General features: G+C 38.9%; 13 protein-coding genes and 1 pseudogene. 4 read left to right on the top strand and 10 right to left on the bottom strand.

Annotated elements, in window-relative coordinates; translation table 11 throughout:
• Positions 1 to 1,085 precede the first annotated feature (1,085 nt).
• The 3 genes from HCR01_RS35425 to HCR01_RS35435 all read left to right on the top strand — a co-directional run bounded on the left by HCR01_RS35425 (position 1,086) and on the right by HCR01_RS35435 (position 3,239).
• A complete protein-coding gene (locus tag HCR01_RS35425; protein ID WP_193200590.1) occupies positions 1,086 to 1,256 on the top strand; it encodes a hypothetical protein in 171 nt (56 codons plus the stop codon).
• A gap of 588 nt (positions 1,257 to 1,844) precedes the next feature.
• Positions 1,845 to 2,132 (top strand): hypothetical protein, encoded by a 288-nt coding sequence (locus HCR01_RS35430; RefSeq protein WP_193200591.1) that lies wholly within the window; start codon positions 1,845 to 1,847, stop codon positions 2,130 to 2,132.
• Positions 2,133 to 2,183: 51 nt separating this feature from the next.
• Complete coding sequence (locus HCR01_RS35435; protein ID WP_193200592.1) at positions 2,184 to 3,239, top strand: hypothetical protein; 1,056 nt, start codon at positions 2,184 to 2,186, stop codon at positions 3,237 to 3,239.
• Positions 3,240 to 3,664: 425 nt separating this feature from the next.
• Here the strand turns inward: HCR01_RS35435 and HCR01_RS35440 are convergent, their stop codons facing one another.
• The 3 genes from HCR01_RS35440 to HCR01_RS35450 all read right to left on the bottom strand — a co-directional run bounded on the left by HCR01_RS35440 (position 3,665) and on the right by HCR01_RS35450 (position 5,539).
• Positions 3,665 to 4,072: a hypothetical protein gene (locus HCR01_RS35440; protein ID WP_193200593.1), complete on the bottom strand. Its 408-nt coding sequence runs from the start codon at positions 4,070 to 4,072 to the stop codon at positions 3,665 to 3,667.
• Between the two features lie 688 nt (positions 4,073 to 4,760).
• Entirely contained in the window at positions 4,761 to 4,946 is a 186-nt protein-coding gene (locus HCR01_RS35445; RefSeq protein ID WP_193200594.1) for a hypothetical protein, read from the bottom strand.
• 104 nt (positions 4,947 to 5,050) lie between these two features.
• Positions 5,051 to 5,539 carry a hypothetical protein gene (locus tag HCR01_RS35450; RefSeq protein ID WP_226890007.1) on the bottom strand — a complete coding sequence of 163 codons (489 nt, stop codon included), beginning with the start codon at positions 5,537 to 5,539 and terminating at the stop codon, positions 5,051 to 5,053.
• Positions 5,540 to 5,837: 298 nt separating this feature from the next.
• On the opposite strand from HCR01_RS35450, the gene HCR01_RS35455 reads away from it, so the two are divergent.
• Positions 5,838 to 6,026 (top strand): hypothetical protein, encoded by a 189-nt coding sequence (locus tag HCR01_RS35455; protein WP_193200595.1) that lies wholly within the window; start codon positions 5,838 to 5,840, stop codon positions 6,024 to 6,026.
• A 4-nt stretch (positions 6,027 to 6,030) separates the two neighbouring features.
• Here the strand turns inward: HCR01_RS35455 and HCR01_RS35460 are convergent, their stop codons facing one another.
• The 7 genes and pseudogenes from HCR01_RS35460 to HCR01_RS35490 all read right to left on the bottom strand — a co-directional run bounded on the left by HCR01_RS35460 (position 6,031) and on the right by HCR01_RS35490 (position 11,912).
• On the bottom strand, positions 6,031 to 6,384 hold the full coding sequence (locus HCR01_RS35460; RefSeq protein WP_193200596.1) for a hypothetical protein: 354 nt from the start codon (positions 6,382 to 6,384) through the stop codon (positions 6,031 to 6,033).
• A 337-nt stretch (positions 6,385 to 6,721) separates the two neighbouring features.
• A complete protein-coding gene (locus HCR01_RS35465) occupies positions 6,722 to 8,560 on the bottom strand; it encodes a protelomerase family protein (RefSeq protein ID WP_193200597.1) in 1,839 nt (612 codons plus the stop codon).
• Between the two features lie 512 nt (positions 8,561 to 9,072).
• Positions 9,073 to 9,378 (bottom strand): hypothetical protein, encoded by a 306-nt coding sequence (locus HCR01_RS35470; protein ID WP_193200598.1) that lies wholly within the window; start codon positions 9,376 to 9,378, stop codon positions 9,073 to 9,075.
• Positions 9,375 to 9,969 (bottom strand): annotated as a pseudogene (locus HCR01_RS35475) (ParA family protein). Before HCR01_RS35475 ends, HCR01_RS35470 begins: the two are co-directional and overlap by 4 nt.
• Positions 9,970 to 10,188: 219 nt before the next feature.
• Positions 10,189 to 10,719, bottom strand: a complete 531-nt coding sequence (locus tag HCR01_RS35480) for a GIY-YIG nuclease family protein (protein WP_193200599.1) — start codon at positions 10,717 to 10,719, stop codon at positions 10,189 to 10,191.
• Between the two features lie 312 nt (positions 10,720 to 11,031).
• The gene (locus HCR01_RS35485; RefSeq protein WP_193200600.1) at positions 11,032 to 11,199 is read right to left on the bottom strand and encodes a hypothetical protein; all 168 of its coding nucleotides are present in this window, start codon (positions 11,197 to 11,199) and stop codon (positions 11,032 to 11,034) included.
• 311 nt (positions 11,200 to 11,510) lie between these two features.
• Entirely contained in the window at positions 11,511 to 11,912 is a 402-nt protein-coding gene (locus tag HCR01_RS35490; protein WP_193200601.1) for a hypothetical protein, read from the bottom strand.
• Positions 11,913 to 12,034 lie beyond the last annotated feature (122 nt).

Below are 12,034 nucleotides of genomic sequence, written 5' to 3' on the forward strand. Positions count from 1 at the left end.
TTATATAAGTAAATCTAATTAAACAACCGAGGCGTGTCCGTTAATTTAAATTAACGGACACGCCTCGGTTGTTTAATTAGATTTACTTATATAAGTTATTTGTATAACCTGTTCATATATGCATTAACTTGTTATACGTGCGATCACTAACTTGTTAATCACTCTATCTACATATTAGTAACAGGTTGCTCTGTATCCTCAAAAGCCTTGCTGTATAATGATTTCAGATTCAGCCACTCCTAGTTGCTTATTCTATCTTGTTAACTTTGCCTAGTTATCTATCATAACCTGTTAGTTTTTGTCTATATCTGCGTAGATTTATCTTAACTTGTTATATTTTATTTTCTTATCAATCGCCAATTCTTCAGAAACATAACAGGCTGGTATAACAAGTTGGAGAGTCCCGTTACCTCATTTTACTTTTGGGTGTCAGCGATCGCCTGGGTTAGGCGGTTACGCCATTGCCTAGATTAGATTGGATTGGATTGGATGGGTACGCGTGCTTACGCCATTGCGTCTCCCTTCAATGATTTCGCTAGGATACCCCTGGCGTCTTTCTTCTGTCTACGTCTTTCTTCTGTCTACGTCTTTCTGCTGTACTCACTAAGCCACACCGTGTCTACAAGCCATAGCATTGATTATATTATCTTTTTCGATTATAAACAGTGCCTATTGTTCTCGTACTCTATGATTCGCCTCGGCATTGGACTGTCAGACAATCAGTTATTTAATTAATTAACAGGTTACTGTACGTTAACTGGTTATTGTGCTATCCCGTTGTTTCGTTGCATCCTCGGCTGATGTTGATGAATTTCCCCGAAGGGTTGTCAGCGATTGCCTGCGGTGAGCGCGTACACCATCGTAAATTACATTTTTCCGCTACGTTATCTTTTACCAATTAAACAACGCTATTCGATTTCATACTCAAGGATTCGCCTCTACATCAACCTGTTACATTTATACTGTAACAATTTGTGAAATTATCTTAACTTGTTATTTATTTTAAGCAACTGGTTATGATAAAATACTAACAGGTAAGAAAAAAGCGGGGAATCAACCCGCCTCAAATTTAAAAGGATGTTTGTATGTTAGTTCAAAAACAAGCCCAAATTCAAGCCAAAGCCAAAGCCAAACCTGATAGCTACTACGATGGAGAATTCGACGCGGCGATCGCACTTTACCCAAAATCTTACGAAGGCGACTACTGGCAAGGTTATCTAGCCCAAGTAAACAAAACAAGTAAAACTCCATTTTAACTAACTATAGGGGAGGTAAGACCTCCCTAGAAGTTGCATGTTAGGTTAAATTGGCTGGTATAAATTTTCCCACTCTTAGCTGATCGCACTTACTTGACGCTGGCAGGCGTGGCGTGGCAATGGGGATACGTGTTTCTCATGGGAACCTATAGCCTATAGATTACGTTGTCAAGTAAGAGGAGTTTCAAAACCAGGACTAACAGGAAAAGCAATATGAAAATTTTCAAGTGCTCTCAATCTCAGGAATTAGGATCAAGCAGGCGATTGTTTGCTTCAAGGCAATAACTCACGCTTCCGGTAACGCATACGTGCAATCAAAACAGACGTATGTACCCTACTCCCAGTACGCCAAGACCACACAACTCTGGAAAGCTGGCGATCCACTGCCTCGATAGCTTAATTGAATTGCTAAAGCTGAGGAATTGCCCCACTAGACCCCAAGACGCTAGGACAAGGTATTTGGCAACCCTGATCGATTTTTTCTACTCTACTACAGATCTGGCTGGTAAGCCCTACGTACTTGTCGGTTAGATACTTTGATTCTGTGATAGCTAAAATGAAATGTACTAATTTAAAGCATTAAACTAGATGGATATTTTTACACCTATTGTCCCCGAAAATCAGCAACATCAAAACTTTCGTTTTATAACAAAATCAAACCTATGTGATTTTGAAATCACTGTTATTAACGGTTGGGCAGATAGTTTTATAGATCGAGATAGTAAATTTGTTAAAGAGTTTCAAACGACTTTTAATTCCTCATTCTGGGAGCTATACCTTTTTGCTTGCTTTAAAGAGCTTAACTGTAAAGTTAATCTGTCCTATGCAACTCCAGACTTTGTAGTAAGTTCTCCTTATCAAGATTTCATTGCTTAAGCAACTACAGCAAATCATCCAGAAGGTTTTCGTCCTGAGTGGGAAAAAGATTTGGATATACTAGATCAAACTAGCATGGATGACATACTTAGACTCTCTACAATCCGGCTTTTAAATGCTATTACATCAAAACATCAGAAATATATCCAAAAATATTCAAAACTTGCTTACGTTCAGAATAAACCTTTTGTAATTTGTGTTGCACCCTTTGAACAACCATTTTTCTTTCTTCAAGATTCTATGGCAATTGTTCGAGTTCTATATGCTCATGAGCAAATTTTAACGATTCTAGGTAATGAAGAGGGTGAATGTATTATAGTCGGTGAATCTAAAAGCTATAAGGTTCAGAAAAATCCTAATGTAGACCTTTTGTTAGGATTATTTACTAATCCTTCTATGTCTGAAGTGAGTGCGATCATTTTTAACAGTAAAGCTACTTTTTGTAAGGTACGTGCTCTTGCTGGAAACGGTAAGGTTCCTGTTATCTTTTATGGTGATAGGTTAGTAAAATCCAAGGAGGAATTAGGAAGACTGCGTTTTATGGAAACAAGACCTAATTACAAGGAAACACTGCTAGATGGTTTACAAATTCTTCTTAATCCATTTGCAAAACACCCTCTCGATATAAAGATTTTTGAAAACAAAGAAATTGCAGTTCATGATTATGATCCGCAAGAACAGAGCCATGTTCCCAAACTTCCTAATGGGTTCTTACTTCAAAGAATTTGTCAAAGCATTACTTCCGAAGATACTGTTTTGGAATTCAAGCAATTTATTGGTAATAAATTATACCAAAAACTTCCTGTTCTTACTTGGGCGGAAGATGAACTTATTTACGTTGGTGGACAAAATGGCCCTTCGCGTGACAACCACATGGCACATTACCGAGGTTGGACTGCTGTTGTATTTTTTGATTCAATTGATGAGGATTGGGGTACTTTGGCTGTAGACAGTCTTTGCCATAACATACCCCAGTTTATGAAAGCAAATGCAGACGATAGTATTCTTTCAACTGGAGTTGCAGAATGGTTTGCAACAAAAGAAAAGGCTTATGCAGCCATCAAAAGTAAGATTGATCAATCGTATTATCAAAACAATAATATCTAAAGCTAAATTAGACTATGCTTGATTCCTCAATTAAGTAAAAAGTAACGCGTTCTTGCAACATTGTACAAATCATTTATCAGCGTCGAGTAGTTTAGCCAGTGATTCAGTATCGAACTGGTTGATCGCTGATATCAATTCTTGAAAGCGATGGTATTTGTTCTCTGCCTAATCGTCGGCAGTGTAACCTAAAATCTCGCAAAATTTTAGATAATCCCCTTCCCAATGAAAATTCCCCAATTGGGTAGTAAATGCCTCTGCTAATTTTAGAGATTCTTGGCTAGGATTTTCTTATTGTACTGCTTACCTCTGTACATCTGAACTTGTTGGTTATTCAACTGAGACTATAATCATGTAATTGGTTGGGTAAATTTCTCAGTACATTAGCCAGATTTTTACTAAGTATTGCTAAATGTTATTAAGTATTACTAATTACAATTTCTCTCCCAAAATGGTTTTTTACATTGGATTAGTCGATCATTAAGGTTGCTATTCCTTTTCTTGAGAACTTCATTTTCTCTTTTCAGATTTTCTAAGTTACTTCGTTCTACTTGAAACTGTTTGAATTTCTCTAATTCGCTATTGAGGCTATCATTCTCTTGATGGAGTTGCTGATTTTGACTCCTTAATGATTCAACAAGTTGAACATTTAAGAAACGCTGATTTAATATTTCTTTAGCCCAATACAATATAATAACTAGGAGAATTAAGCCAGCAATGCCTGTAATAAAAGGCAAAACTAGCTTTAACATTTGCTCAATCTCTTTTTGTTGTGCAACTACTGCATTGTTTTCTGCATCTACTTGTACTTGAAATCGTTTTACTTCTGTCGCCACTATTTCTTGTGCGGCCTCAGTTGACATATTTTTTGTTTTAGCAAGTCCTTGAACAAACAGGTTAATAAATTTATAGTATTCTTCCCAAGTTGCAAAACCGCTTCCAGATTCTATTGACAGAGCTAAATTCTACATTGATTTGATATATTCAGTACATGGAAAGGAAATATAACAATTTATATAAGTTCCTTCAGATATTAAGCTTTTTTTCAAAACTTCATGCCTAATAGCGATATTTAAAATAGCCTGATTAATAAGACTTGGTGAAATACCTTTAAAATTACTATTCACACTAACACCTGATAACTTAATTAATTATAATTTTAAACATTATAGTTTAATATATTGAAATGGTAAAGATCAATTTAAGCAACCTATAAAAAGCGGGTATGTGACCGCACTAATAAAGTAATCATAATATTGATGCAGTTAGTGTAGACATGGTGCGATTGTACTAAAGTACAGTACCAAAAGCAATCGCTCTTCTTTACTTACTTTTCCTGTCATTGACAAGTGCATAACTGCTGGTATCTTGCTACAGAATGCCTTTCCCCTGCCTTAATTATTGACTATTGGGCAATGGCAGAGTGATCGCTTTGTGTAAAAAGCTAAATTGTTTTTGTGAACTTAAGCAGCGCCTATCGAATTAATAAAGGAGGTGATCGCTACCTTAAAATTCTTTCAATCTTTATTTGTTTTTACGAAAACCTTCACCACTTAGAAATTCTTCATTCAGCAGAGACAAGATTTTATTTATGTCTTTTCCTTTATTTGCATAGCTAGCAGGGTTAGAGGGATCTTTGTTGTTCTCCACACCGTATTTTGAGTTATGGCTGATAACTTCATCTTTATGCTGGTCAATCCAATCACGCACTAGCAAACCATTGCAGCCTGACAAATCCCTCAAAGCTTGGTTAGTAAGAGCTAAGCGATCACACTCTTGGCGGGCGGGTACACCATCGCTCTGACCACAACAGGTTATGCCTGATCATTTTTTTGTGGCATAACCCTCAGAAGCACAGCTTCTATGTCTGTAATCACGCTTTCAATTACATCCAATTCTCGCCGCGCTGCTAACTCCCGCCGTGCTGCTTTCACCTCTGGCTCAGTCCCCAGTCCTGTGCTGCTCCAAACCCTACCAATATGCTGATGCTTGGTAAATTTGCCTTTGCCCCTATGCCCGTGCTTCTTCGGATTTCGCCTAAAAATCGCCTCTTTGGCTTGCCACTTAGCATAGCAGTAAGTTTCTAGGTTGCCACTGCCCAGGTAGAAACGATGCACTTCATATTCATGTATCCACGTACCTGGAAGCGCCAAGGGCATTTTCATCAGCTCCTCGCGCCGATTCCCTAAAACTTCAAGCTGGACAATGATTTGATTGATGCGTTCACCGTAGGTGTTGGCAAAGCCATCGCAGTTAGGCGTGCCAGAGGTATCGCTGCTAGGGGTATCAAAGGTATCGCTCATGGCAGTTACAGAGGTTATGCCTTTTTAAAATTCTACGGCATAACCTTTGATAATGCACTTCTCAATTACTGTTGGGGTAACTGGTGCTACTAAATTATCTGTCTTTAGCACTTTGTACCAGACCAATGCCTGTTTTCGCAACACAATCTCCTGATTATCTACGGCATAAATTTACTTCCAGCAATCATTACCATATAGAATCTGCTCTTTCCCATCTGGTTGGTATCGCGCACACCAGCCATCTCGCTTTCGCCATTCGTGATTAATTCTTATCATTGCTGATATGGCAAGTGTGCCGATGCAGACCGCGATAACAATACGCTTCCATCTGAACTTTCGGATATTTGGCATTGGGTTTTTGGTTATTATGCCCAATGCTAAGAGCGATCGCTTGCTTCTACTTGATCCATCACAACTTACCACTATTAAAAATCAGTTTTCTGGTTTTCTGGTTTTCTGGTTCTATCTCTCTGGCTTTTTTGATTAAGTCCCTATACTTGCTGGAATCTGGAAGCGCTAAGGGCATTTTCATCAGATCCTCGCGCCAATTCCCTAATTTTGAAGGGAACAAAGAAGCCTACATTGTAAAAATCACCAGCAGAGCTCGATTCAACTAAGTAGTAACAAAGCTCAAATCCGTACTTTCTAAATAATTCTTGGAAAGAATTAAGTAAGCCTCCATAAGCTAGAGTGAGGAAAAAGCAATCTCCTTTTTTCTTTAAGCATCGATAAAGTTCTTCGTCATTACAATTATTAATTAACTCATCAATCAACTTTCCAGAGTCATTGAGTTTTTTAATTTCGATTAGTAAAGGCTCATACCTTTCAGAAATTTGTCTTTTCATTCTCCTAATTCCATTATTTGAGAATTCACTGCTCACAATAAATTACAATTCATCATTGAGATGGGTTAAAGAAAATTTCTTTATCAGGTGGCATATCTGATAAATATACACACAGCAGTTCATGTTCTGAATACTGAATTATTGTACTTACTTGTCCTAACATTAGTCCTTCCTCTGTAAATTTGAGATGCTCCCACCAACTCTTTATTAATTATTTTATTTCAACGGAAACACTTGTTTCGCTTTCCTTGAAAAACAAAGATACGTTTAAAGTTAAACTATTTATTACTTATGCAATCGCAGTCTTTAATCTCTAGACTTGGCTTAAAATCAATTTTTAATCTTTATTTTTACGAAAGCCTTCACCACTCAAAAATTCATCATTGATTAATGACATAATTTTATCTGTGTCCTTACCTTTGTTGGCATAGCTGGCTGGATTGCTAGGATCTTTCTTGTTCTCCATACCGTACTTTGAGTTATGGCTGATTACTTCATCTTTATGCTGGTCAATCCAGTCCCGTACTAACAAGCCGTTACAGCCTGATAAATCCCTCAAAGCTTGGTTAGTAAGAGCTAAGCGATCGCCATCACCAGTAGCTACAGTATCGTTGTATAAACAAATTGCCTGGAATGACCTACAAATTTTTTCTAAAGCTGCCCCAGGTGCTTTGCTTCCCCATACATCAGCATCGCTCTTAGCTGTCCAGTCAATTTCTTCCTTTGGTGGTGCAACCTTAACAGGTATAGAAGTAGCAACGGCAGCAGGTGTAATGACTTGACCTTGTAAAGCTTTTTCTACAGCTGCAAAAACTTTCTTCTCAAGCCAATCATCTAACTCAGTAGTATTAAGAGTAATTGTTTGGGGTTGTTGGTTATCTGCTTGTAACTGGTTATTTGTTTTCTGTAACTCGTTATTCTGCTCTGATAGCTGCTTAACCCGTGCTTCCAGATGTGCAGTCGTTTGCTGTGCCTCCTGAAGTTTCTTGGCAATGGAAGCAGCATTTTTATAAATTTCAACCAGACGAGCAACTACAGATTTTTGATTGGGTAGTTCTAAATCAGTCTGTAATTGGTGGATGAACTCTAAATCTGCCGGAGATACCTTGACGTTGGAGGTCTTTTCTTTCTCTGGTGAGTCTGGGAACTTTACAGGCTTAGTAACGTAATAATCGGCATATCCCAAACTGGTTACAACGTGCTTTAAATCCTGGTCTGATGGTTTCTCCCCTGGCGTTATATGCCCTAAAAACATCCCATAAAACAGCATTTTTGCACCAACAGAGCCAGGGCGATCGCGCTCTGTAACCAAACAAGCACAAGCTGCCCTTAATGCTTTACAGTCGTTTTGCTCTTGTCCGTGACGGAAGTTTAACAGAGGTTCTTGCTTATCCTTACCCCCAAAATACTCTTGAACTACACGCCGTAGTGAATTACCACGTTTATCCTCAATGGCTTTATTTTGCGCTGCGACATTACTCTTAAACTCATTGGTTACTTGCTGAAGTAATTCCTTAACACTGCCATCCTGACACAGATGGTTTAAACGCTCAATTATATAGCTAGCAGCAAACAGGGTAGAGATTTTAAATACTGGGTTTTGACCGCGTTTTTTACCCTGACCCTCAAACACTACTTGATAAGCTGACCCTTCAACTGGGGTAAATTTACCTCTGGCTAAAATTTCATGAGGTCGGCGTCCTGTTGCCGCAATTAAACCAACAGCTAATTCATGGGGGTTATCACTTGCTAATAAATTGGCGGTAACTTCTAAGTACTTGTCCGGGTTGATCTCAATACCTGTATTGCCGTCTTTATCAGCATTCAAAAGGCGCGAGCTTACCCGTGTAGTCTCGTTACGCTCCTCCCAATCCTTTTGATCTAGCCCACACAGTAGTAGAACGTAATGCTTCAATTCATAACCTGTTACGTTGCCTTGAGCATCGTGTTTAGGTACTGATTCAGCATTTTTGCCTTGCTTTAACGGCAGTGACTTAAATTTTTTATAGAAGCCAGCGCGGCTCAACACAGTGCCTAAGCTTTTAATACTGTAGTTAGTATTCCGGTTTATCCATTCATTAAACTGTTCACAGTGTGGGCGTATTTCTTCCAAGCTTTGTAAATCCTTGGTTGCCTCAAAGAGTTTGTCTACTTGCTCCTGAACTACTTTAGACATTCTGTGTTTGCCCAGCTAACTTGTTACAGTTAATATAGTCTAACTTGTTATAAACGGTCAACAATCTGTTAGAAAAATATTAATAGTCAATCGCTTTTGTTCCAGCAGTCTTGTCCATAGCATCCCCGCTCTCCATAAATTGAACAACCTTTTTTAGGGTATCTGTCTAGACAACACTATTAATCGTGGGGTATCGAAGGTTTGTTCAATTTATTTTTGCTTAACCCCATACAGGGCTTTCTGCTTGACATCAGGTGTAAATTTAACACACCATCTATCTTTTGCACTCTAGCGATCATGACTCACTATAAATTGCCGATGTCAAAAAGCGAAGATGCAGGTATTCAGATATTCAGATATTCACTATTATGAATTAGATGAAAATACAGAAACCTAAATATTCAGGTTTTTAGATACGCATAAATCCATATTCAAATTCTAACGCCATGTCAAGTACTAAGTTTTCAAGTTTTTGAATATCTGAAATTTTAGGTACGCAATTTTAGCCATTGCTATAGCAAATCCTGAACAAGTTCGCTAAACTCGCGCTTTTGCCCATCTTGAGCGGACTTTAACAGCTCGATTTTGACTGTTGTGTGTGTGTCCCTGCGAATATAAGCCGTCACCTGCTCATAATCAGGATCAGAACGTTTGGCTTTGGGTCGTCCCCGTTTTGGCGGTTCACTTTGCAATTGGTCAACTGAGTGTGGTTGTACCTTCTCAGGTTGTGGCTTTTGAGTTTCTGTTTTTTGGCTCGATTTTTCTGGTTCAGGTTCACGACCCTTTGCTGCATCCAAAATACCTTTGAACTTGCTCACTTAATCACCTCTTGACCGATGCCTTGATAATCTCGCCAAGCTATCTTGGCTCGTGGGTCAGAAACCTTGTTTACTGGTACACCAGCCAAAGCAGCTTTTTGAAAAGCGACTGCATCACGGACACTACCCTTAAATAAAGGTAATCCAGCTTCAGTTAACATTTCCCTTGCTTCTTGCCCATCCCGCCTGGGCTTGGGTGGAACGCGAGTAATGAGAATGCGGAATTGGTCAGCGCCTAGTGATTTGAGAACATTAACAGTCTGCATTAAGGCATCAAGCGATAAGGCATCAGGGGTAGTGGGAAGAATTAGCAAATCACACCCCTCTACTAGTGCTTCTTAAATCTTCTTGCTGCGGTCGTGCTTGGGTGTCGATAACAATGTGCTGATATTTGGGAGCAAATTTGGCGGCTTGGCGCTCATCAATTACTTTGAAAGGTAAATCACCACGCTTTGCCCAACCGCTAGCAGAACGGTTTGGGTCGCCGTCAATAAGAAGTGTCTCGTCTTTGGCTTGTAAATAAACAGCTAAGTGAACAGCTGTTGTGGTTTTGCCCACCCCTCCCTTGAAAGATGCAACTGTGATAATCATGATCAAATCTCACTATTGAGTTTTTAAAATGTCAAAAACCTCAGTTGTTAAATATTTGAATTTTTGAGTACGTGAAAACTTACGGGCTAAATATGATCACTATACCAGTTACGACAAGAGTTTTCCATACTAAATATTTAGCTTTTTAAAATTTTGAGTACGCAAAAACTTAAAAAATATCAGTTAAGTACCATTAGGGGTAACAGGGAAACGACGCAATCATCGTGATAATTTCAGCTTTTTTGATGCTGGAATTATTAGCTGTGATTCTGGGATAGGCTCAGCTGCGGGTTGAAAACTTTTTTGGATTACTGGGAATGCCATTGTTGCTAGCCCAGTTACCACCAAAGCTGTAGCGGCGATTTGGCGGAAAGTCAAAGGCATTGATATTGATTGCTGATTTAACCGACGAAAAAGCCAAAGGCAATAGGCGTAGTCAATGGGGTTGAGGTCAAAGTACTCTCGTGATTTTTCTAGCTTGACCCAACAGTGCTTGAATTTGTTGTGTAGCAAACTCTCGACCGATGCCATATCGTCTACTTGAATAAGTGCGACCACTTTGTAATCGCACGGCGGCTGATTTAATGCCAGTCCATCAAGTCTACGATTAATGTTTCGAGTCAATCCAATTTTGACTCGACGCAAGCAACAGCCAGGAATCCACCCATGAAAACCGACGGCTTCAATTAGATAGCAACACCCTGGTTCGTGGTCGTTGCGCTCTGGATAGATTTGATAGTAACGTGTCATAATTGTAGAAATTCCTTGTGTATCTGATGCGGATATTAGGGAAGAAGGCATCTAGGAAGTTTGACAGCGCCCTAGATGCTCTTTTAGAGAGATCCAAGAAATAAAATGCCCAGCCCAACGGGAAAGCCAGTTCCCTACGGCGGGAAACCCACCTACAGGACTGGACTCACCGTATCAATAATATTTTTGGCAAAACCGAGGTGTTTAGGCGCTTTCGCCTTGAGGGCGAAAGCGCCGGCCGGGCATTTTATTACTGGTAAGTGCCAAAGACTTGTTGTTAAATTTGTGTCAACATCCTTGTTTGTATCTCATTTAAAGTCTGAGATTTACAATAGCCTCAAGATATTTATTGAGTTTATTTATAAGCTCTGCACCGTTGGGTTCACCTTCTAGCTTGTCTTTTAGTTCGGCAAATTCGTCTACCACAATTACTAGATCTTTTGCGTTAACTTTATTTGCAGCTTTGTTTGTCTCAGACATTTTAAGCTCAATCTCCTTGAAAAATTATTTTTATTTGATAATTCGTTGATATTGTTGTAACTCTCGTCTGTGTCATTGGGAGCAACACGATTTTGTGAGATGCTTGCGTCTTTCCAGCAAGGGTGCAGGGGGATGATTGATAATTAGCGTTTTATGAGCCAGGGGGATGGATTGTTGATTATGGTTACAGAACTCGTTACAAAATATACTCCAGCCATCATAGGCAAGTATGTACTTTATTAAATGAAACACTAGGTAATTGCTTAAGGTCAATCAAACTTGGTTGAATCATGCTTTGTAGTTCCTCAGATTTATAGACTGATTCCACCTTGATATTCATCAGGGTCTTCAGTATCAATAGGTTCCACAGTTTCTTGTGATGGATCAGAAGATAGAAACTGAATTACAGGTGGAGCAGTAGATGGATCAGAAGATAGAAACTGAATTACAGGTGGAGCAGTAGGCTGTCTGCCTTCTAAATATTGCAGATAGAAATTGATTGCATCTTCTACAAAACGGCTATCTGGAATACCTAAAACCTCGCACCATTGCTCTACCTTCTGATGCTGGTATTTCTTGATTCTGATTTTGTCACTGCCACCTTTGCCATGCCCGTTCAACAAAGGTCTGAAATAGTTAATACAAGCTTTTTCAATTTGGTAGAGTAGTTCTTCATTGTCAACCACTAAATAAGCAATTTTTACATTTTGCAATTTAGCTAGTTGATTTGTTTTGTGAGGTTGTGTTGCAAAAAAGGTTTGAAGTGATAAAATTCTCTAGAACTAAGATTATTTATGCAACAACTCCGAAGATGTCTGCAATAAAATTAACTTGG

This window comes from Nostoc sp. MG11 (assembly GCF_014904695.1).
GTDB lineage: Bacteria > Cyanobacteriota > Cyanobacteriia > Cyanobacteriales > Nostocaceae > Komarekiella.